At 66.0% G+C, this 26,416-nt stretch carries 21 protein-coding genes and 3 pseudogenes; 13 read left to right on the top strand and 11 right to left on the bottom strand.

What is annotated here, in order from left to right:
* Positions 1–235 precede the first annotated feature (235 nt).
* Positions 236–562 carry a DUF6894 family protein gene (locus ACP6CK_RS28955; protein ID WP_426960177.1) on the bottom strand — a complete coding sequence of 109 codons (327 nt, stop codon included), beginning with the start codon at positions 560–562 and terminating at the stop codon, positions 236–238.
* A 214-nt stretch (positions 563–776) separates the two neighbouring features.
* On the opposite strand from ACP6CK_RS28955, the gene ACP6CK_RS28960 reads away from it, so the two are divergent.
* Positions 777–1,802, top strand: coding sequence for a Crp/Fnr family transcriptional regulator (locus tag ACP6CK_RS28960; protein ID WP_426960178.1), 1,026 nt, complete (start codon positions 777–779; stop codon positions 1,800–1,802).
* Between the two features lie 288 nt (positions 1,803–2,090).
* Here ACP6CK_RS28960 and ACP6CK_RS28965 read toward each other — a convergent pair whose 3' ends face one another.
* Complete coding sequence (locus tag ACP6CK_RS28965; protein WP_426960179.1) at positions 2,091–2,276, bottom strand: PEP-CTERM sorting domain-containing protein; 186 nt, start codon at positions 2,274–2,276, stop codon at positions 2,091–2,093.
* Between the two features lie 150 nt (positions 2,277–2,426).
* Positions 2,427–3,380 carry an IS5 family transposase gene (locus ACP6CK_RS28970; RefSeq protein WP_426960180.1) on the bottom strand — a complete coding sequence of 318 codons (954 nt, stop codon included), beginning with the start codon at positions 3,378–3,380 and terminating at the stop codon, positions 2,427–2,429.
* A 90-nt stretch (positions 3,381–3,470) separates the two neighbouring features.
* Here ACP6CK_RS28970 and ACP6CK_RS28975 point away from each other — a divergent pair, with 90 nt between their 5' ends.
* From ACP6CK_RS28975 to ACP6CK_RS28985, 3 genes are all read left to right on the top strand, one after another.
* On the top strand, positions 3,471–3,926 hold the full coding sequence (locus ACP6CK_RS28975; protein WP_426960181.1) for a GNAT family N-acetyltransferase: 456 nt from the start codon (positions 3,471–3,473) through the stop codon (positions 3,924–3,926).
* A 374-nt stretch (positions 3,927–4,300) separates the two neighbouring features.
* Complete coding sequence (locus tag ACP6CK_RS28980) at positions 4,301–8,899, top strand: beta strand repeat-containing protein (protein ID WP_426960182.1); 4,599 nt, start codon at positions 4,301–4,303, stop codon at positions 8,897–8,899.
* 160 nt (positions 8,900–9,059) lie between these two features.
* Complete coding sequence (locus tag ACP6CK_RS28985; protein WP_426960183.1) at positions 9,060–10,724, top strand: UbiA family prenyltransferase; 1,665 nt, start codon at positions 9,060–9,062, stop codon at positions 10,722–10,724.
* Here ACP6CK_RS28985 and ACP6CK_RS28990 read toward each other — a convergent pair.
* From ACP6CK_RS28990 to ACP6CK_RS29020, 7 genes are read right to left on the bottom strand one after another with little or no spacing between them, the layout of a single operon-like run.
* Positions 10,711–11,145, bottom strand: a complete 435-nt coding sequence (locus ACP6CK_RS28990) for a GtrA family protein (protein WP_426960001.1) — start codon at positions 11,143–11,145, stop codon at positions 10,711–10,713. The two genes, ACP6CK_RS28985 and ACP6CK_RS28990, sit on opposite strands and share 14 nt — an antisense overlap.
* A complete protein-coding gene (locus ACP6CK_RS28995; protein ID WP_426960002.1) occupies positions 11,142–11,852 on the bottom strand; it encodes a class I SAM-dependent methyltransferase in 711 nt (236 codons plus the stop codon). Before ACP6CK_RS28995 ends, ACP6CK_RS28990 begins: the two co-directional genes overlap by 4 nt.
* Positions 11,849–13,129, bottom strand: coding sequence for an NAD(P)/FAD-dependent oxidoreductase (locus tag ACP6CK_RS29000; protein WP_426960003.1), 1,281 nt, complete (start codon positions 13,127–13,129; stop codon positions 11,849–11,851). Before ACP6CK_RS29000 ends, ACP6CK_RS28995 begins: the two co-directional genes overlap by 4 nt.
* A gap of 35 nt (positions 13,130–13,164) precedes the next feature.
* A complete protein-coding gene (locus ACP6CK_RS29005; protein ID WP_426960004.1) occupies positions 13,165–14,109 on the bottom strand; it encodes an NAD-dependent epimerase/dehydratase family protein in 945 nt (314 codons plus the stop codon).
* Complete coding sequence (locus tag ACP6CK_RS29010; protein WP_426960005.1) at positions 14,106–14,852, bottom strand: SDR family NAD(P)-dependent oxidoreductase; 747 nt, start codon at positions 14,850–14,852, stop codon at positions 14,106–14,108. The genes ACP6CK_RS29005 and ACP6CK_RS29010 overlap by 4 nt, the downstream gene beginning before the upstream one ends.
* Complete coding sequence (locus ACP6CK_RS29015; RefSeq protein WP_426960006.1) at positions 14,840–16,303, bottom strand: FAD-binding protein; 1,464 nt, start codon at positions 16,301–16,303, stop codon at positions 14,840–14,842. The genes ACP6CK_RS29010 and ACP6CK_RS29015 overlap by 13 nt, the downstream gene beginning before the upstream one ends.
* The gene (locus ACP6CK_RS29020) at positions 16,206–17,672 is read right to left on the bottom strand and encodes a glycosyltransferase family 39 protein (protein WP_426960007.1); all 1,467 of its coding nucleotides are present in this window, start codon (positions 17,670–17,672) and stop codon (positions 16,206–16,208) included. Before ACP6CK_RS29020 ends, ACP6CK_RS29015 begins: the two co-directional genes overlap by 98 nt.
* 927 nt (positions 17,673–18,599) lie before the next feature.
* On the opposite strand from ACP6CK_RS29020, the gene ACP6CK_RS29025 reads away from it, so the two are divergent.
* The 7 genes and pseudogenes from ACP6CK_RS29025 (at position 18,600) to ACP6CK_RS29055 (ending at position 24,324) form a co-directional block, all read left to right on the top strand.
* On the top strand, positions 18,600–19,658 hold the full coding sequence (locus ACP6CK_RS29025) for an acyltransferase family protein (protein ID WP_426960008.1): 1,059 nt from the start codon (positions 18,600–18,602) through the stop codon (positions 19,656–19,658).
* 322 nt (positions 19,659–19,980) lie between these two features.
* The gene (locus ACP6CK_RS29030; RefSeq protein ID WP_426960009.1) at positions 19,981–20,982 is read left to right on the top strand and encodes a DDE-type integrase/transposase/recombinase; all 1,002 of its coding nucleotides are present in this window, start codon (positions 19,981–19,983) and stop codon (positions 20,980–20,982) included.
* Positions 20,983–21,055: 73 nt separating this feature from the next.
* Positions 21,056–21,537 (top strand): annotated as a pseudogene (locus ACP6CK_RS29035) (IS5 family transposase); the annotation flags it as partial.
* Positions 21,538–21,629: 92 nt separating this feature from the next.
* The gene (tnpA, locus tag ACP6CK_RS29040) at positions 21,630–22,001 is read left to right on the top strand and encodes an IS66-like element accessory protein TnpA (protein WP_426960010.1); all 372 of its coding nucleotides are present in this window, start codon (positions 21,630–21,632) and stop codon (positions 21,999–22,001) included.
* Positions 21,998–22,345 (top strand): IS66 family insertion sequence element accessory protein TnpB, encoded by a 348-nt coding sequence (gene tnpB, locus ACP6CK_RS29045; RefSeq protein WP_426960011.1) that lies wholly within the window; start codon positions 21,998–22,000, stop codon positions 22,343–22,345. Before tnpA ends, tnpB begins: the two co-directional genes overlap by 4 nt.
* Positions 22,346–22,411: 66 nt before the next feature.
* The gene (gene tnpC, locus ACP6CK_RS29050; RefSeq protein WP_426960012.1) at positions 22,412–23,980 is read left to right on the top strand and encodes an IS66 family transposase; all 1,569 of its coding nucleotides are present in this window, start codon (positions 22,412–22,414) and stop codon (positions 23,978–23,980) included.
* A gap of 35 nt (positions 23,981–24,015) precedes the next feature.
* Positions 24,016–24,324, top strand: coding sequence for a transposase (locus ACP6CK_RS29055; protein WP_426960013.1), 309 nt, complete (start codon positions 24,016–24,018; stop codon positions 24,322–24,324).
* Between the two features lie 787 nt (positions 24,325–25,111).
* Here ACP6CK_RS29055 and ACP6CK_RS29060 read toward each other — a convergent pair.
* Complete coding sequence (locus ACP6CK_RS29060) at positions 25,112–25,417, bottom strand: hypothetical protein (RefSeq protein ID WP_426960014.1); 306 nt, start codon at positions 25,415–25,417, stop codon at positions 25,112–25,114.
* 357 nt (positions 25,418–25,774) lie between these two features.
* On the opposite strand from ACP6CK_RS29060, the pseudogene ACP6CK_RS29065 reads away from it, so the two are divergent.
* Together ACP6CK_RS29065 and ACP6CK_RS29070 are read left to right on the top strand one after the other, a co-directional pair.
* Positions 25,775–25,996: pseudogene (locus ACP6CK_RS29065) on the top strand (helix-turn-helix domain-containing protein); the annotation flags it as partial.
* A 110-nt stretch (positions 25,997–26,106) separates the two neighbouring features.
* Positions 26,107–26,364, top strand: a pseudogene (locus tag ACP6CK_RS29070) (IS21 family transposase); the annotation flags it as partial.
* Positions 26,365–26,416 lie beyond the last annotated feature (52 nt).

Genomic DNA, 26,416 nt, shown 5'->3' on the forward strand with positions numbered 1-26,416 from the left:
GCGCGCCCGCCGGATATCACGGCGGCCGAGGCGTTCGCACGCCTCTTCTGCCTGATGTCGCGCGACCGGGCGGTGGTGGTGAACCTCCGGCATCCACGCGAGCTGCGCGGTGGGCTGTCGCAGTCGGATCTTCGACTAGAGTTGATCGGGCCGTGGGCAGGTAAGCAGTGGCGAACCCTAGCTTGTGGGCCAGCCGTGTCTAGCAGGCCGACGTGACCGACAACGCCGGCCTGCTTCAGTTCGCCCTCATGCTGACCGGAACTGACGCCCCGTCGATGTACTCGTGGAGCGCAGTGCAAAGGCGACAGGTCAGCTCAGACAGGTCATAGTCGACCCATCGTGCGGCCATGGACAGGGTTGCAGTGAAGATCCGCCGTCCCGTTGCGTCCCGAACGTCGGTCGCGATGTCGCGGCAATCCCCGTCCAGCAACACGTCCCTGACAAGATCTGAGAGTGTCTTGAGGGCCATCGCCCGAGCTACGGTCGCGTCGGCGCAGTCCAGCCCCTCTTCAGCTCGCAGGAACAATTCGCCGTCGGTCGTATCGAAGAAGAAGCGGGTCATGGGCGGAATACGATCATCAATCTGGCCTCGTCATCATTCGCACGTGTCCTTCCCAATAGGCGAAAAGACGGCGAGCTGCAGCCGGCTAAGCTAAGGCTGATTCGGCTAATAGCACCCTCCTGATGCAACTAGGTCACGAGTTTGATCTGGCAGACGCCCCTTGAGTTGTGAGGGCTCACCAGTAATTCACCTCAGAGTAGAAAATTAAATTGGAGTGGTTCACGGTTTTGGCATCTGTCCAAAATTCGGTACGCCCGAAATGGTTCGTTTGTTAAACGTCTGGGCGTTCCGCGTGCCTGCCCAAAGTCAGATGTCTGACGAACGGCACTGCCGAGCGTCGCGACAGCCATCCTTTTTAAGGGGTACGGAAGTGCTTTACGAGCCGATCACGAGCTTCGAGCCGCATTCCCCTTTGCTGTCAGACAACGGCGAGGAGATCGCGTCAGCAGCGTTGGACACGCTGATGATCCCGGCTCGACGGCCCATCATCCGAGAGGGTGAGCGGCCCGAGCACATCCACATGCTGCTGAGCGGGATGGCCTGCCGCTTCCGGGTTCAGCGCGATGGAAGCCGGCAGATCATCGCCTTCCTCTTCCCCGGCGATTTCTGTGACCTGCAGCTCTTCGGCAAGTCGGAGTACGCCGTCAGCGCCATGAACGTCTGCAAGGTCGCACTCTTCTCACGCGCTCACCTCGGCAACCTCGTGCAGCATGACGCATCCCTGGGACTGGCGCTGCTCCGGGAGAGCGCCTGGGAGGCCAGCGCGACGCGCGAGTGGCTTGTCACGGCCGGGTTGGGCAAGGCCGAGCGGCAGATGGCTCACCTGTTCTGCGAGATCCATACACGCCTCGGGAACCGGGGCGAGACAGGCCCGATCACCTACTCCCTTCCGCTCACTCAGGCCGATGTGGCGGACGCCCTGGGTCTCTCTCCGGTGCACGTCAACCGCGTGCTCATGGTGCTCCGCAAGCGAGGCCTCGTGTCCTGGAGCGGGGGTGTGCTCAGCATCCTCGATCTCGCGGGTCTCGAAATCCTGGCGGAGTTCAACCCGGCGTACCTTCCGTCGCGGGAGCGCGCTGCTGCCACAAGGGTGGCGCTGCAGAACGCCCTGACCCGACCGCTCCCAGCAGGCGCCAATCAGAACAACCACCATCCTGCCCCGATTGAGGCTGAGATGGCGACGCGATGGGCGATGCAAGAGCGGCTTGAGATCAGGAGATGGGAGCGGGTGTCGTCGTGAGGGGAGCGACCTCAGGAGGATGACGTTGCCGGGGTCTGCCCCCAGACCCCACCCACACGCCTCGGGAGGTGAACGGGAAGCGGCAGGGCAGGTTGCGAATGGCCCATAGATGGACCTAGCCGGCTGGCGACGTGCCCGCATATTGCTGCGTCTCCCAGCCCGCCTCGCCAGACTGGTCGCCCTGCTGCTGTATGGCGAGGGCGCGCCAGGACAGCAGGGGGCGGTGGCGTCCCGTGTGACCAATTTGACCAGATGGCGAACCGCCCGGGTGACTGCGAAGTGGGTAAGCTAGCTCTTCTGTCGCCGCCGGCCACGTACGAGCCCGAGACCAACAAGACCAGTGCCGAACAAAGCCAGCGTCACCGGCTCGGGGACCGCCTGCGGCGTTGGCGTGAAAGAGATCGAAAGGAGGTCATTGTTGGAGTAGGATATTCCGCTCCAGTTGAGACGGATCTCATCCGCCGTCAGCGTCATGCGGCTCGCGTCAAAGTTTGTGAGCGTTGAGCTCGGATCGATGGACGCGCCACTGAAGCCGAGTGGTCCCGTTGCAGTCAGAACGTTTCCGTTGAATGGCGTTATTGCGTAAACTACGTTGAGGACGCGGTTAGCCCTTTCCCGCCTTGATCAGGTGCGGACGACGGTGTCGGGTATGCCAAGGGCGTTGAAGGTATCCAGGATGGCGCAGCGGATCTGCACCTCGGCGACCTGACGCGCGGGATCACGGGCCGATAGACGCTCGCCCAGACACTTGAGACGCGACATGGCCGTCTCAGCTAGGCTGCGGCGGTGGTACCCGCTCCAGCACTTCCAGAGCCGTCGGCCGAGGCGCCTGATAGCTCGCAGGCTCTCGTTGCGCGCCGCTGCCCCGGTGGTCTTCGTCCTCCAGGGCTTGCTGTTGCGCCTTGGCGGCACGACCAGGGCCGCCTCGCGGGCGGCCGAGGCCTCGTAGACGCTGCGGGCGTCAAAAGCCCCATCGCTGCTGATGGCGCCGATCCGCTCGGCCTTCGGCAGCTGGGCCAGCAAGTTCGGCACGATCTCACCATCCCCGTGCCGTTGATCGGTCACCTCGACAGCCCCGACCTCATGGCTGTTGGCGCCGATTACCAAGCACACCTTGCGCCAGACCCGGCGCTTATTAGTCCCGTGCTTCCGAACCTTCCACTCGCCCTCGCCGAGCACCTTGAGCCCGCTACTGTCGACCACGAGGTGCAGCGGCCCACCCCGTCGGCAATAGGGGATCATGACGGTCAGGCTCCTCTGACGCCGCGAGAGGGTCCTGTAATGCGGCACCGACCAGTCCAGCCCTGCCAGCCGGATCAGGCTCCCTGTCATGCCCTGCGCCGCCCGCAGCCGCAGCCGGTAGCGCACCTTCGGGGTCAGCACGCACTGGACGGCGGCGTCCGTGACGACCTGCGGCCGGCCCCGCTGACCCGTGCCCTCGGCCGAGCGCCAGGCCAGATCGGGCGAGATCCACACCGTCAGCTCACCGCGCGCGATCAGGCCCCGGTCATACTCCCGCCAGTTCCGTGTCCGGTACCGCTTCCGCGGCCGCCCAGAGCCCGTCGCGTCCTCGACCATCGCACCTCACCCTCACGGATTAATGCAACAACGCCGTGTCGAACCACGAAGCGATCGATGCGCTGTAGACATAGTCCTGCGGCCAGGCCCTTGCCGGGCAGCTCGTACAGCTTCCAGTTCATTGCGGAATCAACACTACCCCGCTTCCATCACGCGCTTGTCGCGCGCGCCGTCCAGCGCGGCGAGTTCGACCTGTTGCGGGTCAGCGCGGGGGATTTTCCTGTCGGGTTTCTTTACAACCTACGGCTCGGTGCGGTAGTTCATGCTTATCAGGCCGGAATGAACCGCGCCGTGCCCGATCCGCATGCCAAGCCAGGCATGACCAGCCACGTGCTCGCGATCCGCGAGGCTGCTGCGGCCGGCCATCGCGTCTACGACTTGATGGCCGGGGACCAGCGCTACAAGCGCAGCCTCGCCACGGAGGCGGCGCCGCTTCTCTGGGCCGAGCTCGTGTCCCGACGGGGACTCGCTGGTCGGGCTCTCTCAATTTGGCGCACCGGACGAGACCGTCTGTCTTCATTCGGGAACGACGTCACGCGGCGATAACAGGCGCGATGTTCGAGCCGGAAATTCGGCGTCCGGCCATGTTGCCACGCGAGAATTGACTGAAGGTTGAGAATATCACGATTCCGTGCGCTCGGCCGCTTGCGCTTCGGCCGCCGCTGGTTAACGACTCCGTGAAGTAGCCGATCCCAAGAAGCCAGGTTCGGAACGGGGCGATCTGCCGTGCAAAACGGCCTCCTTTCTGATCGATATCGGAATGGGAGAGAGTTCAAGGACACAAGAAGAACATGACGACGATTGATTCCACGATCTCTTCCTCCGATTTTCTGATTAATAATCTATCTCTCCAGAACGCTGGCTCCGGTATTCTTGCGGGAGGTGTCACCACCTTTGGGCAAGTCTTCGCCGCGGGCGATTTGCCGGCCGGAGCCGCCCTGGTCGCGCAGATCGGCGGCGTCACGGTCCCCGTGCAGGTGGACGTGAAGACGACCTATCCCGATGGCTCCGCGAAGATGGTCGTCCTCACGCTGGAGCGGCCGGAGATTGCGGCCGGTGCGACGCTCGACGTCACGCTGCTGCAGGCGGCCGCCCCTCCGGCCGCCCCCGCGCTCGACCTCGCGACGGCCCTGGGCGGGCATCGCTTCACCGTGGACCTGACGAATGACAGCGGCGTGGTGCGGCATGTGGACGTGCTGGACGCCCTGCGGAACGCGCTGGCCCACGGAGAGGCATCCGTGTGGCAGTCCGGTCCTCTCGCGGCGCAGGCGCGGGTGGAGGTGACGCTCGAAGGATCGCAGCGCCTCGTCTTCGACGTGACGGCCTACAAGGGCGGCGGCTTCGCCGTGGAGGCGAGCTTCAACAACGATGGCGCGATGGCGGCCACCGGCGGGCAGGTCTCCTACAGCATGGTCGCCCACCTGGACGGCGCCGAGGTCGCGCGCGAGACGGTGAGCCAAGGCCAGTACCAGAACTGGCATCGCGGCTTCTCCTCGAACGACCATGACGGCGGCCAGGGCCTCGGAAGCCCCGATGCGGGCTGGCTGAACATCCGCCACGACGTGGCGTATCTCGAGAGCACCGGCGCCGTCGCGAAGTACGATCTGACGGTCGGCGTGAGCGAGACGCTGCTGGAGTCCTGGGCCGCGGCGCAGACGGCGGCGGGCTGGGGTGACCCGCTCGCGGCGAACGGCGTCACGCAGGACATGGGGCGGACCGGGGGGCGCGAGGACCTCGGCATGACGACCGCCGCCAACACCGCCTGGCTGATGAGCGGGGACCCGCGCGCCGCCAGCTACGCGCTCGGGCAGGCGGAAGCGGCGGGCGCGGTGCCCTGGAACTTCTGGGACGCTGCGAACGGGACCTGGCTCAACACCGACAACTATCCCGACCTCTGGACCGACTCCCGCGGCGGCACCGGATCGCCGGGCAGCAGCGACTCGACCGGCCTGACGCAGCAGGTGCCCACGGACACCGGCTGGGGTCCGGATCGGGCGCACCAGCCCGAGCTCTCCTTCGTCCCGTACATCCTGACGGGGGAGCGCTGGATCCTCGACAACCTGAGCGCCCAGGCCGCCTTCAACGTCATGACCACCTGGCCTGCCGTGCGTGGGAACGGCGACGACATCATGAACGGCCAGGTCCGCAGCTTCGCGTGGGCGCTCCGCACGATCGAGAACGCGGCCTTCGCCGCATCTGACGGCAGTGCCGAGAAAGCGTATTTCACGTCCGTGGCGGACGCGAACTGGAAGTGGCTGGTCTCCCAGATTCCGGCCTGGACCGCGATGCAGGGGGAGGCCTATGGCTGGGTCCCAGGCGTCGTCGGCGCACTCGGGTCGCTTTCGCCCTGGCAGCAGGACTACTTCGCCTCCACCACGATCGCGGCCGCCAGCCGCGGGAACGCGGATGCGCTGACCTTCCTCGCCTGGCAGTCCAACTTCCTCGTCGGCCGCTTCTTCGCCGAGGATCGCGGCTTCGAGATGCGGGACGGCGCGGCCTACATCATCGCCATCCGCGACGACGTGACGAGCGCCCCCTACACGACCTGGGCGAAGATCGGGGCCGAGACGGTCGCGCGCGGCTGGTCCAACGGCGATACCACCTGGGACCACAGTTCGGGCGAGTATCCGCGGCTCGCGATGGCCACGCTCGCGGGGATCTACCACCTGACCGGCTCGCTGGCCGCCGCTGAGGCCTACCGGGCGCTGGCCGAGGAGAGCCCGCCGGGAACGACGCCCGACGTGTACGCCCGCGCGCCCCAGTACGCGGTGACCCTGCCCGGCATCTATGGCGGCACCGTCCTGGGCACGGATCTCAGCGAATCGAAGGTGCTCGTCAGCGCGACCCAGACCCTTGTCGCGGATCTCGGGGCGGGCCGCGACAGCCTGATCCTGGCCGATGGCGGCAACAGGGGCACGGTCACCCGAACCGAGTCGCTGACCGGTGGCTCCGGGGCGGATGTGATCACGCTGGACGCCGGGGGCGGCGTGACCGTGAACCTGCGCGGCGGCGCCGACCAGCTCATCCTGTCCTCGGCCGGCCCGAACCGCGTGACGGTGTCCAACGTGGAAACCATCCGGGGCGGCGAGGCGGCGGACGACGTCACCCTGAAGGTGGCCTCTACGGGGGTCACCATTGATCTCGGCGTCGGCGAGGACCGGCTGGCCCTGTCCTCCGCCGGAGCGAACAAGATCGCCGTATCGAACACGGAGACCATCCTGGGCGGCACGGCAGCGGACGACGTTATGCTAGGTGCGAGTGCCGATGTGATTTTCGTGGACCTTGGGGATGGCACGGACCAACTAACCCTTTCCGAAAGTACGAATCGGGTAACTGCCTCCAATGTGGAGGTGGTGATCGCGGGAAGCTACGGGAACCACGAACTGACGCTCGGCCGGATGCCTTCGGGCGCGCGCGTGGATCTGGGCGGTGGAGGCGACCGGATCGTCCTGTCCGATGCCGCGCCGAACGTGCTGACGGTCCTCAACACGGAGACGATCCTCGGTGGGGCCGCCGCGGACGACGTGACGCTGGCGACCTATGCCTCCGGCACGCTCGTGGACCTCGGCGGCGGCCTCGACCGGCTGGCCCTCTCGCCTACGAGCACGAACCGGCTGACGGTCGCGAATGTGGAGACGGTGATCGGCGGCAACGGGGGCGATGACCTGACGCTTCTCTCCGCGATCACCGGCGCGTCCTTCAATCTTGGCGCGGGCCTCGACCGGATCATCCTGGCTTCCGGCCACAACGTCCTGCGGGCGACCGGGGTCGAGACGGTCTTCGGGGCGAATGGGGCGGACAGCGTCACCTTCGACGGCGTGGCGAGCGGCGGCATGGTGACGCTTGGCGCGGGGGACGACGAGTTGGTGTTGACCAGCGCCGTCTCGGGCCTCGTCGCCAACCTGGGCGATGGAGTGGACAGCCTCGTGCTCTCCTCGGAAGGGCCGAACCGCCTGACCGCCATCGGCGTCGAGACAATGCAGGGCGCCGCTGCCGCGGATGACGTCACGCTCATGACCGGCGGCGCAGGGCTGCGCGTGGATCTGGGCGATGGGCTGGATCGCCTCGTCCTCTCCAACGCGGGGAGCATCGCCACGGTCCTTAACGTCGAGACGCTCGTCGGTGGAACATCCGCCGATCAGGTGACGCTCGGCGCCCCCGCGCTCGACATGTCGGTGAATCTCGGAGCTGGGGCGGATTGCCTGACCCTCTCGTCGGCCGGCCCCAACCGGGTCACGGTCTCCAACGTCGAGACGATCCTGGGCGGCGCCGCGGCGGACGAGGTGATCTTCGGCCTTCCCACATCCTATGCCGTCGTGAACCTCGGCGGCGGCTCCGATCGGCTCACCCTGTCCTCAGCCGGACCGAACCGGCTCCTGGTCTCCTACGTCGAGACGCTGACCGGTGGCGCCATGGGCGACATGGTCACCCTCGGCCGCGCCGTCACGGGCATCCGGGTGGATCTGGCGGGCGGCATGGACCAGCTGATGCTCTCCTCCAGCGGCGCGAACCGCCTGACCGTCTCCGGCGTCGAGACGATCCTCGGTGGCTCGGCGGGCGACAACGTCACGCTCGGCCGTGCCGCGCTGGACATCCAGGTCGATCTTGGCGGCGGCGCGGACCGGCTCGCCCTCTCCGCCTACGGCCCGAACCGCATGACGGTCCTGAACACGGAAACGGTGATCGGCGGCGCGGCGGCGGACGAGGTCCGGCTCGGGACCGCTGCCGTGGGGACGAGCGTGGATCTCGGAGGCGGAGCGGACCGCCTCGTTCTCTACGCCACCGCGCCCAACCAGGTGACGGTCTCCAACACCGAGACGATCATCGGCGGCAACGCCGTGGACGAGGTGACTCTCGGGAGCGCCGCCTCCGGCATCCTCGTGGACCTCAGCACCAGCGCCGACCGCCTCATGCTGTCCTCCGCCGGCCCGAACCTGCTGACCGTGGCGAACACCGAGACGGTGATCGGCGGCAGCGCCTCCGACGTGGTGACGCTCTCCACGGCGGTGGCGAACGGCGTGGTCGATCTCGGCGGCAGTTGGGACAAGCTCGTCCTCAGCAATGGCGCGAGTAGCGTGACGGCCACCAACGTGGAGGAAGTTGTCGGCGGAGACGGCAACGACCGCATTGCCATCACCGGCGCGGTCGGGTCGCGCGTGGAGGGCGGTGCCGGCGCCGACACGCTGATCGGCGGAGAGGGTTCCGATGTGCTGATCGGTGGCAGCGGGGCGGACCGATTCCTCTTCCCCGCCGGTGCCTCGCCCGCGGCCACTCCCGACCGGATCGCCGACTTCGACGGGGTGAGCGACCTCCTGGTCTTCCAGGGTCAACTGAGGGGCAGCTTCGTCTTTCGCGGCGACAGCGCGTTCACGGGTGCGGGCCGCTCGGAAGCGCGCTTCGTGGACTCGACGGACCAGCTCCAGGTGGACACGAACGGGGACGGGACGGCGGAGGTGGTGGTGACGCTGACCGGCGTCTCCCTCTCGATGCTGTCGGCGACCGACTTTCTCTGGAGCTGACGGCGCGGTCCGGGGGCCGTGCGGGCGATCACTGTCAATATTCCTTACAGTTGCAGCCCCGGACGGAGCCGGTCCGAGGCAAAGCCGTTGTATATTATCACGTTGCACATGTGGCACAAGATTCGCTCCCCACCGCCATAACGGTGGGGGAACATCTCGCATGAGCGCAGCCAGCCAGCTCTTGCCCGGGGTCCTTGTTTCAGGAGACCAGCGTACGGAACTTGAGGATCGGCTACCTCGGCATGAACCTAGCTATGGTGCTGAGCGGCCTCGTGCTGACGCACGTCTGCTGGGCCGCGGGGTCGTCGCCGGCGCGCCCGGCAATCACCGCCTGACCGATGCTGCGGCGGCCACTGCAACCACGCGAGAGGGGATCCCTTTCGCACCGGCCGTTGAAGGCGCGGGCGCGCTGCTCCCCATCGTCGTAGACCTCGACGGTACGCTGATACGCTCCGACCTGCTAGTCGAATCAGCGCTCGCCCTGCTGCGTGCCGACCCCGCCACAGCCGCCCTGCGTACGCTTGGCTGGCTCGCGCGGGGTGGCCGGGCCGGGCTGAAGGCCGAGATTGCACGGCGCGCCCCGCTGCCCGACCCAGCCGCGCTACCCTACGATAATCGATTACTCGCGTGGCTGAACGACCAGCGGGTAAAGGGCCGGCGGATTGTGCTCGCCACTGCCTCCGACCACTACTTCGCCCAAATGGTCGCCGACCACCTAGGCCTGTTTGACGAGGTCCTGGCGAGCGACGGGTGCACCAACCTTAAAGGGGCTGCGAAGGTTAAGGCACTCCGTGCACGCTTCCCTGATGGGTTCGTTTATTGCGGTGACGCCGTGCCTGACTTGGAGGTATGGCGCGCCTCCGCTGGCGCTGTGCCTGTGAACGCGCGCCCCAGCGTTCGTGCGCGCGTCACCGCGCCCGTACTAGCCGAGTTCCCGCCGGAGCCCGTCACGGTATCGTTGTGGCTTCGGGCGCTGCGTGTTCATCAGTGGAGTAAGAACTTCCTCGTCCTCGCGCCGCTGTTCCTCACCCATCGCTATGGAGATCCGGCCGCCTGGACCGCGGCGCTGCTGGGGATCGTCGCGCTCGGCTTCGTCGCCTCGGGCACCTACTTGCTGAACGATCTACTCGATCTGTCCTCCGACCGCGCGCATTGGACTAAACGGAACCGTCCGCTTGCCTCTGGGCGAATTCCGGTGACGCGGGGCCTCGCCGTTGCGCCGGTGCTGATCGGCGGGGGGCTGCTATTGGCAGCACTGCTCGGGCCGCTCTCGCTGATCTATATTCTGGCCTACCTCTCGCTAACGTTGCTCTACTCGCTTCGGCTGAAGGGCGAACCGATCCTTGATGTGGCTGCAATCGCGGCGCTGTTCACACTCCGGCTAGCCTACGGACTCATCTTAGTGGGAAGCGCGTTCTCGCCTTGGCTTTTGTCCTTCGCAGGCTTCCTGTTTTTCTCGCTAGCGCTTGCGAAGCGCCATACGGAGTGCGTCGGCCTTGCGGCGCGAGGTGACAAGGTAGCTGTGGGACGAGGCTGGCATGCAGGCGACGCCCCATTAACGCTCGCCCTCGGCGTGGCCTCAACGGTTGGAGCGGTGCTGATCTTCCTGGTTTACTTAACGCTCGATGCTATGCCCGCAGGCTCCTACCGCGACCCGGCTGCTCTTTGGGGGATCCCCGCCCTGATATCTCTCTGGTGCGGGCGGGTGTGGCTGCTTGCAAATCGCGGCGAGATGCACGACGATCCGGTGGCCTTTGCGGTACGGGACCGCCGGAGCCTGCTTTTCGGGGCGGCCGCGTGCTTGTGCTTCCTCATTGCCCTGTAGCGGGCGGCAAAGGTGTTTCCTTCGCTTCCGCCGACGATTGAAAAGTAAAGGCCTTGTGGAGCCAAAAGCTGAGAAGGATTGGACTCGCGACTCCCGCGGTGTGTGCGACTGTCTCCGGGTGCCATGTCCAACCGACGGCGGGTAGCGCCAGATGTGCAGCGGCCACGGTCACCAGCCAAACCACCGCAAGAGCTAGCAAATTGACATAGACGAAGCGCGCGTACTCTGCCCGCACCAAGCCGGAGCGCGATCGGAAAACGAAGCGCCGGTTCATCGAATAGGCGAAGGTCAGGGCAAGGGGAAAGGCAAGGATGACCGCGGCCTCCAGCGGTACGAAGAGAGAGAGGGCGCGTCCGGCCAGCACGTTAATGAATGCCGCCGCGCCGCCTACCATCGCAAAGGCGAGGAAGTCGCGCGTCATGCGACGGAGGCAGCCGGGGCAGGGGTTGACCTAGCCGGGGTACCGCCATCAGCAGACGGGCGCTCGGCCACCACGAAGAACTGCTTGCCTAGCACGCGCCACGCGAGAGGCATCGCAAGGTAAGCGCGGATGAGGGTCTCGTGAACTGGCAGCCGCCCGGTCATCGTGTAGGGGAGGAAGCGCGGCACGACGAGGCGCGGCGTGAAGCCCGCCAACGTCAACCCCTCGGCTAGAGACAGGTGCGATAAGGGCAAGAAGTGATCATAGAAGTCCCAATACTCTCGGTGTGCGTAGCGGATGTTCGGCCCAAGGATCAGGAACAGTCCCCCGGGGCGCAGCTTGCGCCGCACGGCCGCAAAGACCTCGTCGCAGGCCTGCTTGGAGGGCAGATGCTCCAGGAAATTCGAGGTAAACACCACGTCCACAGACTCGTCCGGCACGAAGCTGAGGTCGGTCGCCGGCCCGTGGTGGTAAGTGACGTCCGAGGCGACGTGGTGCCGGCTGTCCGGGTTGAGATCGACTGCGAACTTCGCGCTGGCTGCAATATTGTTGATGAACTCGCCGTACCCACATGCGAGTTCCAGCACACGATCCGTTGGCGCGATGTGGCGCGAAAAGAAAAAACGGCACAGCGTGCGCCATACTTGGTTGCGGCGCTCGAGGCCCGAGGCGACAAACCTCTCCCGGTAGATGGTGTCGAGCTTCATGCGGCGTTGTCCTCGCGGCTGGCGACGGCGGGAAGCACCTCGGCCATCTCGCGGCCGAGGCGCACGCTTTCCGAGATGCCTCGATCCTCAGGGTAGTAGAAGCAGGTGTCGGCGATCTGTAGACCGGCAATCGCCGTCTGCACCCGAGGGATTGCGCGGGCAAAGCCCGGCGGACAGACAGGCTGTGCGTGGCGAAGTCGACCCACGTGCCACGCCCTGAGCGTCGCCGCGGTCACCGCCGGGTTCACCAGCGCTAGCCCAGCCATCGCTTCGTCGCGAACCACCTCGTCGCTCATGCCCCAGCGCGGGTGTGTGTGCGGCATGTAGAAGGGCACGTACACCACCGCGTCGCCATCGGGCGCAGGGCGGAGGTTGGAGTACTCGACGAAGCCTGGATAGCCGATGCGCGGGTCGCTAATGTTCACCCAGAAGTACGGCGAGACGGGGTGGGACAGGCGAAGCGCGACGCAGATCACCCCGATGTTCTGAATACCTTCATATTCGGCGAGGTTGGGAAGTTCGGGCACGAGGCGCGGGATGAGTGGGGTAGGCACGGTCGAGATCACCGCGTCTGCCGGGACAAGTTCGCCGTCCGTCGTCAAGACACCGGCGGCGCGTCCTCCCTCTACCAGCACCCGCCCGGCCGGGCAGGAAAGCCGAACCTCGCCCCCCTGGCGCTCAATGGAGCTGACCAGTGCCGTTACTAGCGTTTCGCTTCCGCCGTCGATGTATCCAAGCTCCTCCTGCATCAGCGATCGTCGGGAGGTGCCGACACGCTTGAGCCGCGTCCAGATCCAGGACGCCGAAATGTTGTCGGACAGCTCGTGAAACTTGAGATCGAAGAGAGGGGCCCAGAGCTTGTCCCACACGCCCCGGCCGCACCACCCGGTGATCCAGTCGCGCGCATTGAGGTGTTCGAGCTTGCCCGGTACACGGCGTTTGGTGGCCGCAAAGGCAAAAAGTCCGTAGCGCAGCTTCTCAACGGGGGTGAGGAATGGCGCGCGGAGTAGCGCGACGGGATCGCCCCAGCGGTGCAGCGCACCGCTTACGAAGTTACCCATAGAGGTCGGTACCCAACGCATCCGGTTGCCGATGTCGAGCTCCTCCATCAGCGCAAACGTGGCGGCGTCGGACCGACAGACAAAGTGGTAGTAGCGCTCGACCGAGAAACCGCCGAGGTCGAAATGCGCTGCCATGCCGCCGGGCTTCGGCCCGGCCTCTAGGACGGTGACGCGCCAGCCGCGCTTAAGGGCGTGATGGGCGGCGGCGAGACCCATCGCCCCGGCGCCGAGGACAACAACGTGCCTCACTGTCAGAACTCCAGGACAATCTTGCTGTATTCGGGGTGCGCAAAGGTTTCGTGCAACGCCGTGCGCAGAGGGGTCGCGCGGACGCGAAACTCATTGGGCCAGTTGGTGATGGGAAACAGTTCGGGCGTTACGAGCGCCTCCAGCTGTTTCGTCGTGAAGGGTGGATTACGGCTGACCAGGCCGTGAGACCAAAGCATCAGCCAGAAAAGATGGTAAGGGATCTTGACGATTGGGGTGCGCAGCCCGGCCGCCTCGCGTACGGCACGGATGAGCTCGATATAGTCGACCGTCTCGAGGCCGCTGACATCATGCGTCCCCGACCGCCGTTCCTCTAAGCAGGCCGCAACGACGGCACAGAAGTCACCAGCATAGAGAGGCTGGCGGCGGAAGCGCCCATCCCCCGGCACGGGGAATACTGGAGTTCGCTCCATGAACCGCTTGAGCCAGCCCAAGTGCTTGCGGTCAAACCAGCCAAACATGAGAGTCGGCCGCAATACGACATGGGGCAAGCCAGACGCTTTCACCATCGCTTCCTGCGCGCGCTTGCTCTCCACATACCAATCCTGGACGACCGAGTTCACGACAGACGAGGAGATGTGCAGGGCGTAAGGTGCCCGCCCGCCTGAAGTCGCTGCCTTCAGTAGCCGCGCCGTCGCTTCCTGATTATTCGCGACGAAGGCGGAACGATCGAGACCGCCGATCTGCGCATGTGCAATGATGAGCGAATCCGCCCTCCGCGCTGCCTCGCACCAGGGACCGTCTCTCGACAGGTCAGCCTCTAGCACCTCCACGTCAGGGTGGAGGCGGCGGAGGATCGCGGCGTTAGCGCCATGCTTGTCCACTGCGATTAGCCGCCGACCAGGCGACTTAATGCGGGGGATGAGGTTCTGCCCGACGAGCCCGGCCGCGCCGGTGATCAGGACGGTTTCGGCGGTGGATAAGGTCACAGCTTAGTTCGGTGTAAAATGGCGCGAGGCGTGAAGCGGATCAGGAGCATGATCCAGCGCCAGAACCAGGGGGTGTAGAGTTCGGAGCGGCCCTTCGTCGCCGCGCGCACTATGTGGGCCGCGACCGCGTCAGGGCTCGCGAAGGGCATGCCGCCGCGAGGCATGTGCGCTGTCATTGGCGTGTCCACGGGGCCCGGCTTCACGAGCAGCACGCGGAGCGACGTGCCATGGAGCCGGTGCTGTAGGCCCTCGCACAAGGCCGCGAGCCCGGCCTTCGCTGCGCCGTACACGAAGTTGCTCTGCCGCCCTCGGTCACCCGCGACAGAGCCGAGCACCACCAGTGTGGAGGCGTGCTCACGTGGAAGGGCGCGGGTGAGCGCAAGCAGCCATAGGGCGGGGGAGACGAAATTGCTCTCCAATGTCTCCCGCGCCACTCCAACCTTCATCTCAGCCTCGCATTGGTCGCCGAGCGCGCCCCAGGCGAGCAGGACGAGGTCAGGCGCGGGGCTATGCGCCAGGAGTCGCGCCGTGCCCTCGTCCGGGTCGTCGCGCTGAAAGTCGCAAATCTCGATCACGACCTCAGGCGCGCCGCGCGCCCGAAGGTCTGCCGCGATGTCGGCTAAGCGCCCGACGTTTCGCGCGGCCAGCACACAGCGCCCACCCGCCTCCGAGTAACGGCGCGCGAGGGCCTGGGCGATGGCGCTCGTCGCACCAAGGACGAGGAGGGTCCTCACTCCGCGCACCCACGCCTCCCCGTCACGCGTCGCCAAAAATCAGAGTCGAAGCCGGGCTCGCGTTGCTCCTCAACGTGCTCCCACTCGGGAAAGGAGCGCCGGAACTGATCGGGAGTCATTGCCGCGTCCTTGGCGGGGTAAATCCGGCCGCCCGCCTCCAGCGCGATGTCCGCCATGCGCCCGAGCAGCCGGCGCGTGCTGTCGCCTCGGTTCGGCAGGTCTACAGCGAGCGTCGTGCCTTCCATCGGAAAAGAGAGCACTCCTTCGGAGCGCCGCGGGCCGAATTCCTTCAGTACCACGAGGAAGGAGCCCTCGCCCGCTCGCGCCGTCTCGGCAAGCAGGGCGCGCACCGCTTCCCGCGCGTTCGCCCGCGGCACGACGGATTGGTGCTGGAAGAAGCCGCGCTTGCCATACATGCGATTCCAGTTTGCGATCCCGTCGAGCGGAAAGAAGAAATCCTCGAGGCGCTGTGGCCGCGCACCTATCGCGCCGAACCTTCGGTACACCCAATTAAAGGCACGCACCGTTAGGCCGTTGAGCGCGAAACTTGGCGCGTCCATCGGCAGGGAGAGGTGCGGCCGCCGAGGTGGCTCTAGCACGCCCGAGGGGGCGTGGCGTGCGCGAGTGAAGAGACCGCGTCCTTCGGTGGAGGAGAGGCAGTCAATCCAAGCCACTCGGTGCTCCCATCGCGCCGCGCTATCTTCCATCGCTGCAAAGTACTCGGCGAGGCAGGCAATTGGCCGCGTCTCCGTCTCCAGCAACGAGGAGGCGACACGGGCGAGGCGCAACTCTACCCACAGGATCGCGCCGGTAAGGCCGAGACCGCCCAACGTTGCGGCGAAGAGCGGCCCGCCGGGCGTGACCTCAATCGCGCGATCGCCTCGAAGGAGACCGATCCGCGTGACGTGCGCACCAAAACTCCCAGCAGTGAGATGATTCTTTCCGTGGACGTCGTTCGCTACCGCGCCACCCAGCGTGACAAAGCGGCTGCCGGGCAGCACGGGCACGGACCAGCCACGCGGGAGAACGACGCGGAGCAGGGCGTCGAGGCTAGTACCAGCCTCCGCGCGCACGACCCCCGCCTCCCAATTCGCGGCGATTAGGCGGTCGAGGCAAGTGGTATACACCGTAAGCCCGCCGGAGTTGAGCGCCACGTCGCCATAAGACCGACCAAGGCCGTGGCAGAGGCGCGAGGCCCCGGGGAGAGACGGTCTAGCGAGGGCGGGCGCGACCTCGTCGACGAAGAAGGGGCGTGCCACGGGGCCGGCGGCTGGAGCGATGCGGCCCCAAGCAAACACACGCTCTACTAGAGTCCCAGGGGGCTGGGCCGCGCTTCCCGAGGTTGGTGTGGTACGCATCGGTTTAGCCGCCGCTTTCCGGGCGGTCCCAGAGCTGCAGCGCGAGGAGTCTGAACTCACGCGGCGGACCGGCGGGGCGCAGCCCGGCCTGGCCGAGGGCATCGCCCACGGCTGCAGGTGGCACGCGGTCGTGCCAACGCGCCGAGACGAACCAGACCCGCGGCGCCAAGCTCGCTTCCTCGGCGAGCCGCGTCAGGTCATCCGTCGAGGCGGGAGCCATCCGCACCGTCCCGGTGACGTTCGGCGCATAGTAGGCAAGCAGCGGCTCGGAGCCAGTCAGTGGTGGTGCGACCACCGCGTCACCCGGCTGCAGGCCCTCGCGGAGCGCGGCGGCGAGGCCGCGCCAGTCGGGCCGCGAGGGCTCCGTGTAGTAATCGTGCAAGCCCACAGCCGAAGCAACCGCAAAGGCAGCAGCGAAGCCCGCGCGCAGCGCGATGGGTGCTGCCTCCTTTGCGCCCGCCCCGCTGCTCCACCGCTTGGCGATAGCGTGGGCCGCCAGGGCATAAAGCGGCAGCATCGCCCAGATGTGGACCCGCAGAAGAAAGATGGGCTGCACCGCGAGGCTGAGGCCAATGCTGAGGGCGAACGGAAGTGCGCCCACAAGCAACGCAAAGCCGAGGCCTAGAGCGTCTCGCCGCAGCCCCCACGCCCCCCACAGCGCGATGCTGCCGAGGACAGCCGCTGCCATCGCCGCCACAGGCAGTGACACGGCGCCTGCTAACTTCTGTGCAAGCAACGCGCCCGCCACCTCTGCGACAACTCGGGGCGAGGGCGGTGGAATCCAAGGCAGGAACAGGTTGTTCATGTTCTCCATAAAGAGGCGGAGCAGTGGCGTGTAGGCGAGGAGGAAGGCGCCAATGATTAGGTGCGCCCAGAAGGCCGCGCGGAACCCGGCGGCGGGCCGCCCCGCGCGCCACCAGCCGAGGATCATCAGTAGGCTTAAGCCCGGAAGGGCGAGTAGCCCCGTCACTTGCGTCGCGGCACAAACAATCGCTCCGAAGGCATAAGCGACGGCTCCCCAGCATGCCGCCCGCGCGTTGCCCGGCTCTTGAGCGAAGCGCAGCGCCCCCCAGATCGCGACCGCCGCCCCGAGCACAAGGAGGCCATACATGCGCACCTCGGCCCCGTACTGAACGTGCAGCGGCGAGGCGGCAAGGAGCAGCGCGGCCGTCAGCCCCACGTTCGCGCCGCCGAGCAACCGCCCGATAGCAAACATGACTGGTACCGTGAGCAGGCCTAGAAACGCACCGAAAGAACGCAGGGCCCACTCACCCGTGCCGAACACTTCTGTCCATCCAAGCAGGAACAAGAAGTAAAGCGGGGGGTGGACGTCCGCGAGGATGGGACGGAGAAAATTGTCACGCTCAGTAACGACTATGCGGATCGTGTAACCGTCGTCCATCCAAAGGGACGTGCCGGTCAGGTCAGCAAATCGAACAATCGCGGCGAATGCGCAGATCCCCGTGAGCAACGTCCCGTCAAGGGCAGACAGCCGGTCGTCCCTGCTAGCCTCCCCGGTCACGGCGGCCGGTCGGCGATGTTCGACCGGTCTGGCGGCAGGGCGCGGCGGAGATGTTGCGGACATTCGGTCCTGGCCCAGTGGTGCGGCAAAGAGAAGCTGGACGTGTGAGAGTAAGATAAGGCCACCGCGCCTGCGCCGGCGATGCCCAGATCCCCGTCAGCTCCCACTCGACCATTCATTGTGCTTTTGCCACGTTTCTCATGGTCTGCGCCAGTCCCAGGAAGAGGGGTGGTGATCCGCTCCGCGTTATGGGCTGCGTAGGGAGCAAGGTCCGGTGCGGTCACTGCCCGGCGCGGGTTCTCCGACATCGCCCTCGGCGGAACACTGATCTCTAAGGAGGCGCTCTGGTGCATTGCCCCACTCAACGCCGTCAAAGCAGGGATCTGCGACAGGCCGCCGAGCCAGTCGCGAGTCCTTAGAAGAAAGGATTCGGCGCCTCATTGAAGGCTTAACCGCCTAACTCAACGTCTAGCTTGGCCGCGTTCTCGGCCGCAGCAAGACGGCGGAGGCGATCCGTTATGTCCTGAGTCAACGGGATGGCCCGACTCAATCCCTGGATCACGGACGCGTTGACCCTTAAACGACTCCAGTGAACGTGCGACGCCCGCTTATCCTCTCCTGCAAAGCGCCTGTTGGCCGGGTCCAACGAAGGCGGCGCGCACTGGGCCGCCCTTATGTCGCTATTCGGGACCGCGAAGCTCAACAGCGTCGGCGCGCAGCGCTACCTCGCTGCCCCCTCCAGGATAGACTGTAAAAGGATTTGACGCACGGCAGCGACGATCGGGCGATCGTACCCGTAAGGGCCTGATAATTTTAAGGTTCTTCTTGTGGCGCACTTCTCGCTCAACATGCCGGCTAGGTATCACGAGATGCGAAATGTCTTCTGGAGATCAGCCACGCTTCATACCTGCATTGACTGGGCTTCGCGGCCTGGGTGCAATCTGGGTCTTTCTTTACCACCTCGTCGATGATCCCAGTTTCCCAGGCGTTAAGCTCGGTTTCTTAGGAGTTGACTTGTTTTTCGTTCTCAGCGGTTTTGTGCTTATTCACGTATATCGATGGCAACTCGAAGGTGGGGGATGGGAAGCTTACAGGAACTTCCTGCAGGCGCGTTTGGCTCGAATCTATCCGCTCCATCTGGCGTCACTGCTGTTGGTACTGTGCGTGGTGCTAGTAGTCCCGGGATTCGCCGATCGCTATCATACATCAGGACGGTGGAGCTACGAGAATTTCGCCGCACAGTTGTTGCTAATCCAGAATTGGGGATATTTCTTTCCCACGAGTTGGAATACTCCTGCTTGGTCACTGAGTGCTGAGTGGGCCGGCTATCTCGTATTTCCGGTGTTCCTCCTCGGAGTTCGTTGGGTAAGATCTCCCACGGTAGCCATTTGCCTAGCTTCTGCGTGTGTGCTTGGAGTCCCAGCTATTCTCAACGTTTGGGGCGCCCCTCACAGTGCAACTGGCTCGCCTGGGATGGCACGAATGCTGTGCGGGATGGCTGCTGGCGTATTAGCCTATGTGTTCTTTGTAGGAAAACGGATCCTGCCTGTTCTGCCCTGCAGTGCGGTGATCGCCGGATTGCTAGTTCTGGCGAACCTACCAGGCATGGTATGGGCCGGAAATCTACTCATACTTCCTCTTCTTCTGCTGGCAGCACAAATGGATAACCCGGTCGCCAGGACACTTTCAAGCCGCCCCATGATGTTCCTTGGGGAAATTTCGTTCTCTATCTATCTATTACATTGGATAGTACTTCAGCTAAACAATTGGGTCGGCGATGTTTGGCCCTGGCTGGATCAATGGGTATTGCTCCGAATGATCTGTGTGACGGTGGTGGTTCTGATTCTCTCCTGGGCGTCTTATCTCTGGGTTGAGCTGCCTGCTCGTAGGATGGGACGCAGAATTAGCCTGCCGTTGAGTCACGTTGCCGCATAGGTATTGTGCTGGACCGGCACAAGAGATGGCAACTTGGCCGCTTACAGTCAGCTGACCCTAATAGGTCTTGTCCAATCCGCCTTATCTCCGTATCCGTCCGGGAACATGGGTGAGGAATAGAATCGGATGTGATTGGCATTAGGCAGTGGGTGTAGGCTGAGATGCCGGCATGTGCGACGCAGGAGAACTGGGCCCGGTATGACCGCAGTAAGCTAGTTGTTTGGTCGCGGAACATTGTTGGGATCCGGTGGGCCTGGCCATCGTAGACTATGCGGATCGCTTCGAGCGCCTGAAGGGCGCCGTGCCGGGAGGGAGGTGAGCGGTGCTCCAGATCCACCCCAACGCCCGTACCACCCCCGCCGTCCGGGCCGAGATCGCCCGCTCCACCGAGCCCTCGGGTGTCCTCGCCCGGCGCTTCGGGGTGAGCAGCGAGACCATCCGCAAGTGGCGCAAGCGGGGTCCTTCGGACTGCCTCGACCACTCGGCCCGGCCCCATAAGCTGCCGTGGAAGGCCACGGACGAGGAGCGGGCCGTAGTCTGTGCCCTGCGCCGGGCCACCCACTTCGCCCTCGACGACCTCACCTTCGTCGTGACCCACTTCCTGCCGCACCTGAACCGCGACAGCATCTGGCGCATCCTCAGGTCGGAGGGGCTGAACCGTCGGCCACCGCCCCCGTCCGGCAGGCCTGTCCGCGGCAAGGGCACCTTCCGCGACTATGACCTCGGCTTCGTCCACATCGATATCAAGCACCTGCCAAAGCTGCAGACAGCCGATGGCGAGCGCCGGAAACGCTACCTCTACGTTGCCATCGACCGCCGGTCCCGCTCCGTCCACTTGGCCGTCAAGGATGACGAGACCGAGCGCAGCGCCATCGCCTTCCTCCACGAAGCAGCCAAGGCTTTCCCGTTCCGCCTCACCCACGTGCTGACCGACAACTGCAGCTGTTTCACACCTGCCTTCGCCCGTGTCTGCGCCGAGCTCGGCGCGGAGTGCCGTCGCACCCGACCCTACTCGCCGCAAACAAACGGCATGGTCGAGAGATTCAATGGGCGGGTCGGCAGCGAAGTGCTGGGCATCACCATCTGGTCCCACGCCCAGTTGGAGCAGCTGCTCCGGGGCTTCAACGCCGCCTACAACGCGCGCCGCCAGCGTGTTCTCGACGGCAAGACGCCCGACCAGGTCGTCAAGGAACGCCTCCGGGCACGACGAAAGCTCGCCCGACCTAAGCCTGAGCTACCAGAAGAGCGCGCAGGCCCAGATGACATCGCCCGCGCACGCCTCATCGTCGAGAATGCCAAGGAGGTCTCACAACCGGACAACTAGGGTCAGGACCCATAAAGGGATGCTGTGGTGGCGCTGGTCATGATTCACCCCGCCGGAGGGCGACGGGGTCGGGATGGACGATCTCTTCTGGTTGAACGACGTGCAGATGGAGCGGCTGGCGCCGTTCTTTCCGAAGTCGCGCGGCCGCGCCTGGGTGGATGACCGGCGCGTCCCGAGCGGCATCGTCTTCGTCAACCGCAACGGGCTGCGCTGGCGCGATGCGCCTCTCGCCTACGGCCCACCCGAGACCCTCTACAACCACTGGGTCCGCTGGAGCCGAATGGGGGTGTTCGCCCGCATGCTGATGACGCTGACCGAGGAGGGCGGGGACAACCGCATGGTGATGATGGATGCGACGCACCTGAAGGCGCATCGCACGGCAGCGTCCCTGCGCCGTCAAAAGGGGCGCGCAGCCGACTCATCGGACGCACCAAGGGCGGCCTGAACTCGAAGCTCCACGCCCTGGCCGACGCGAAGGGCCGTCCCATCCGCCTGTTCCTGACCGCGGGCCAGACCTCGGGCTATATCGGCGCGCGGGTGCTGCTGTCCTCGATGCGTACCCGTCCGGCGAGGGCCGCCTTCTGTGAGGGATGATGCTTTCTGACCTTAGTGACGCTCGTAAGGGCGACGCTAAGGACGGGGGCGGGATGGAGATCATCACCGGCGTGGAGCGTCGGCGTCGCTGGCGCGACGAGGACAAGTTGCGCGTGCTGGCCGAGACGGAGCAGCCGGGAGCACGGACGTCCGAGGTGGCGCGGCGGCACGACATCAGCCGCGGCCTGCTCTGGTACTGGCGGCGTCAGCTGCGGCAGGGGCGCCTGGTGGTTCCCGGTGCCTCCGAGCCGGTGTTCCTGCCGGTGCGGGTGAGCGACCCGGTCCCGCCCGGGCCTGCGGCACCCGCCGTGGCGATCGTGGATCCACGGATCGAGATCGCGTTGCCGGATGGCACCCTCGTGCGGGTGGGTGCGGAGGTGGATGCAGCGGCGTTGCGGCGCGTGCTGGCCGCCTTGCGGCGGTGATCCCTGTCCCCTCCGGTGTGCGGGTGTGGCTGGCGGTGGGCCACACGGACATGCGCCGCGGCATGAACGGGCTGGCGCTGCAGGTGCAGGAGGCGCTCGGGCGCGATCCGCACGCGGGTGACCTCTACGTGTTCCGCGGCAGGCGCGGCGACCTGGTCAAGATCCTCTGGCATGACGGGCTCGGCATGTTCCTCTATGCCAAGCGTCTGGAACGGGGGCGCTTTCTGTGGCCCGCGACCACCGGCGGTACCGTGTCCATCTCCTCGGCGCAGCTGGCCTACATGCTGGACGGGATCGACTGGCGGAACCCGCAGCACACCTACAGGCCGCAGGTCGCGGGGTAGGCCACGGCGAGCACGCCGATGATTTCGGTGGCGGCACGGGAGGTCGTCTGATTCACTTCCCCCGTGATGCCCACGCCGGAGCAGACCGACGACATCGAGGCGCTCCGCGCGGCGCTGGCCGCGGAGCGCGAGGCCCGCATCGCTGCCGAGGCGCGCGCGACCGGCGCGGAGGCGATGATCGCCCACCTCAAGCTCGTCATCGCCAAGCTCCGGCACGACCGGTTCGGCGCCTCCTCCGAGCGCGGGCGCAAGCTGCTGGATCAGTTGGAACTGGAACTCGGCGAACTCGTCGCCACGGTGGCCGAGGACGCGACCCGGGCCGAGGGCCATGGCGGAGATCGGTCCGGGGCGCCGCCTCGCAGGCCGGTCCGGGGTCCGCTCCCCGCCCACCTGCCGCGCGAGCGCGTGGTGATCCCGTCGCCCTCTGCCTGCCCCTGCTGCGGCGGAGGGCTGTCCAGGCTCGGCGAGGACGTCACCGAGACCCTGGAGGTGGTGCCCCGGTCCTGGAAGGTGATCCAGACCGTGCGCGAGCGGTTCAGCTGCCGGTCTTGCGAGGCCATCACTCAGCCGCCCGCGCCGTTCCACCCCATCGCCCGCGGGCGCGCCGGACCGAACCTGCTGGCCATGGTCCTGGAGGCCAAGTTCGGCCAGCACCTGCCGCTCAACCGTCAGAGCGAGACCTACGGCCGCGAGGGGGTGGAGCTGAGCGTCTCCACCCTGGCCGACTGGGTCGGCACCGCCGCGGCCGTGCTCTCGCCGCTCCACGCCCTGATCGCGGCCCACGTCCTGGCCGCCGAGCGGCTGCACGGAGACGACACCACCGTGCCGCTACTCGCCCGCGGCAAGACCGTCACGGCCCGGCTCTGGACCTACGTGCGGGATGACCGGCCGTTCGGCGGACCTGATCCGCCTGCTGCCCTGTTCCAGTTCTCCCGCGACCGCACGGCCGAGCACCCCAGGCGTCATCTGGCCTCCTACGCGGGCATCTTGCAGGCGGACGCCTATGCCGGGTTCGGCGAGCTCTACCGGCCCGACCGCAAGCCCGGGCCGATCGTCGAGGCGGCGTGCTGGGCGCATTTCCGGCGGAAAGCCTTCGAACTGACCGAGGTCGCCCGGGCGCCGCTCGCGGCTGAGGCCGTGCGGCGCATCGACGGGGTGTTTGATGCCGAGCGGGAGGTGAACGGGCGCCCGGCACCCGACCGCCTGCAGCATCGCCGGACCGTCGTGGCCCCGCTCGTGGCCGACCTCCACGCCTGGATGGTCGAGAACAGGGCCAGGCTGTCGCGCCACAACGACGTCGCCAAGGCGCTGGACTACGCCCTCACGCGCTGGGTGGCGTTCACCCGGTTCCTCGGCGACGGCCGGATCTGCCTCAGCAACAACGCCGCCGAGCGCGCCCTCCGTGGCGTCGCCCTCGGTCGTAAAGCCTGGCTGTTCGCGGGCTCCGACCGGGGCGGCGAGCGGGCCGCCGTGATGCTCTCCCTCATCACCACCGCCAAGCTGAACGGCATCGACCCCAGGGCTTGGCTCGCCAACGTGCTCGCCCGCATCGCCGATCACCCCGCCTCCAGGCTCGACCAGCTCCTGCCGTGGAACTGGACGCCCCAGCCCACAGCCCTGCCAGCCGCCGCCTGATCGTCAACCGCGGCCCTCTCCGGGTGGGTACCTCGATGGCTCCGGCCGGAACGCTGCTGGTCGACCACGGCTACGACGCCAACTGGTTCCGCGACGCCCTGACCGAGCGTGGCACCACCCCCTGCATTCCCTCCAGGAAGGCGCGCAAGGTCGCCATCCCGCATGATGCGACGCTCTACAAGCAGCGCCACCGCATCGAGACGGCCATGTCGCGCCTCAAGCGCCTGGGCGAGCGCCTCTCGGCCCGGGATCCCGCCCGTCAGGTGGCCGAAGTGCAGATCCGCTGCGCCATCCTGAACACCTTCAACGCCCTTGGTATGCCCAACACCATCGCCCGTGCCTGATCGACCCGCAAAAAATGGCAGGGCTCGCCCTCAGTCGGGATTACGCAACAACGCCCTAATCAGTTCAAGCGTGGATCTGCAGTGCGTTTCGACACCACCGGCGCCGGCGTGAGCACACAGCGTCGTGGTACCGTTGTGAAGACTGTCGAGACGCTACGCGGCACTCGCGTTGAGGTGAAGGACAAGAGCAGCAAGATTTTTCGGCCGCATCTCTCGACGGTCAAGCTCGCGGGGTAGGATCACTGCCGGCGGGCGCGTGTTGACGGGCAGGCGAGTGTCAGTTCCTCGTCTCGCGCATGAACAGCCCTCCCGCCAACTCTACGCTCGCGAGGTGGATGGCGCCCCACTCCACCTCGCCTTGCTCATCGTGCTGCAGCATCAGCGCCTGGGTCCGCTCGGTAGCGTCCTCTAGGGCTCAGTCGCAGTGGGACTGAACCACCGTGTTGGCGCACGGATCGCCGGAAAGGAGCTTGAAGATCTATGGTGCGGCGCTCCGCACGTCCATCCGCTGCAGTCAGCGCCACGACGTTGCAGGCTTCGGAGTGCTGACACGAGATGCGGGCGTGCGACAACAGCTCCAAGGAAGAAGGGCTGCTGCCGGATACTCCGTGGCTTCCAAAGGAAAGTACGACCCGCAGAGATAGCGAGCGAGAAAATTTGCGGGATACTTACCTTTCAGACCGATCATCTATGGGTGCATCGCTTCAGAACTCGCGTCGGACCATCGGCCCAGGCCCGGCGCTTCGCCCCATGGGCGCGCCGCGCAGCACCTTGCTCAACCCACCGTTCAGCCGGGTGTTACCTCGCCCCGCACAACCCACCTCTCACCGGTGCCCTTGCCTTCCTGGAAGCCCTGAATCTTTTCTGACCGCGTGGCGGGCGTGGCCTTCCACCGTGTGCCGACCTGCGTTTCCAGGATCATCTCCTTCGGTGTCGCGCTCACGACGTATATTCGTTGGAGCATCTGGCCGAACTGGACCTCAAGGTGCTCTCCTGACTGCACGCGTCGCCGGTTGCCAACATAGGTATGCGCAAGAAGCAGTTTCGTCCCGACCCCTAGTTCATCTGAAAGGGTGTTCGCAACCCAGGGCATTGATCTCTCCCCTCGCGCCGCTGTCATGAAGCAATCTCACTACCAGCGGCGCGAGTACACGAGGAAGTAGCCATCCCGCCGCACTGCCTCAATCAGTTGGCCATTCGTGATGCCATTGGTGCTGCCGAGAGTCTTGGATCGATTGCCGGGATCGAACTCCTCGCGACGGTCGATCCGCCACTCCCCGAACTGGCGAACAGGGAACTTTGCCCCAGTTGTAGGCGCCGAGACGACACTCCCCAGAAGTGCCGACTGAAAATTCCCCAGCTGGTCTGACGGGCCGGCCTGGCCAGGAACGCCTCAGTCGGCTGGCCATGGACCCCATGCTGCCCCTGTCCTGACGGGGGAGCGGCGCCGGTGGTCCGACTTGGGGAGGTCGTCCTGATCCTGGACCTGCACCGGCAGGGCCTCTCGGTGTCCGCCATTGCCCGGCGGACCGGGCTCGACCGCAAGACGGTGCGCGAATACGTGGAGCGCGGCCTGGAGCCGCCGGTCTACGGCCCGCGCCAGCCCCGGGGCACCCTGCTCGATCCATTCAGCCGGTACCTGCGCGAGCGGATCGCGACCTTTCCCGATCTTGTTGATTTGCACTGAGAGCTGACCCGGGAGGGGCCAGAGTTTTCGCTGAGAAATGACCCGTGTCTGTTCACCTCCCCGGCCGGATGGCCGGGGTTATCGGAGTGATCGACATGGAGTTGTTGAGCGTGATCCGCCGGTGGCATCACCGGGATCGGATCCCCATTCGAGAGATCGAGCGGCGGACGGGCCTGTCGCGGAACACGATCCGCAAGTACCTGCGGTTGGACGCCGTGGAGGTGCGGTTCAAGGTCCCTGAGCGCCCGAGCCGCCTGGATCCGTTTGCCGACAAGCTGTCGGAGTGGCTGAGGGTGGAGGCGGGCAAGGGCCGCAAGGGGCGCCGGGGCCACTCCCCCCGGATCCGGCTAGGCGAGCGGAATACGAGGGCGTGGTGGGGCGGGGGCTGGCCGAGGTGCGCTCCTA

It is taken from the genome of Muricoccus radiodurans, assembly GCF_050154705.1.
Taxonomy (GTDB): Bacteria; Pseudomonadota; Alphaproteobacteria; order Acetobacterales; family Acetobacteraceae; genus Roseomonas; species Roseomonas radiodurans.

Coding starts and splice junctions, on each gene's coding strand:
- ACP6CK_RS28965 (WP_426960179.1), bottom strand. CDS start 2,276: ATGACGCTGACGGCGGATGAGATCCGTCTCAACTGGAGCGGAATATCC.
- ACP6CK_RS28990 (WP_426960001.1), bottom strand. CDS start 11,145: ATGACGCGCGACTTCCTCGCCTTTGCGATGGTAGGCGGCGCGGCGGCA.
- ACP6CK_RS28995 (WP_426960002.1), bottom strand. CDS start 11,852: ATGAAGCTCGACACCATCTACCGGGAGAGGTTTGTCGCCTCGGGCCTC.
- ACP6CK_RS29025 (WP_426960008.1), top strand. CDS start 18,600: ATGTCTTCTGGAGATCAGCCACGCTTCATACCTGCATTGACTGGGCTT.
- ACP6CK_RS28970 (WP_426960180.1), bottom strand. CDS start 3,380: ATGGTCGAGGACGCGACGGGCTCTGGGCGGCCGCGGAAGCGGTACCGG.
- ACP6CK_RS28955 (WP_426960177.1), bottom strand. CDS start 562: ATGACCCGCTTCTTCTTCGATACGACCGACGGCGAATTGTTCCTGCGA.
- ACP6CK_RS29000 (WP_426960003.1), bottom strand. CDS start 13,129: ATGGGTCTCGCCGCCGCCCATCACGCCCTTAAGCGCGGCTGGCGCGTC.
- ACP6CK_RS29055 (WP_426960013.1), top strand. CDS start 24,016: ATGGCTCCGGCCGGAACGCTGCTGGTCGACCACGGCTACGACGCCAAC.
- ACP6CK_RS29015 (WP_426960006.1), bottom strand. CDS start 16,303: ATGCCCTCGGCCAGGCCGGGCTGCGCCCCGCCGGTCCGCCGCGTGAGT.
- ACP6CK_RS29060 (WP_426960014.1), bottom strand. CDS start 25,417: ATGCCCTGGGTTGCGAACACCCTTTCAGATGAACTAGGGGTCGGGACG.
- ACP6CK_RS28985 (WP_426960183.1), top strand. CDS start 9,060: ATGAGCGCAGCCAGCCAGCTCTTGCCCGGGGTCCTTGTTTCAGGAGAC.
- tnpA (WP_426960010.1), top strand. CDS start 21,630: ATGGAGATCATCACCGGCGTGGAGCGTCGGCGTCGCTGGCGCGACGAG.
- tnpC (WP_426960012.1), top strand. CDS start 22,412: ATGCCCACGCCGGAGCAGACCGACGACATCGAGGCGCTCCGCGCGGCG.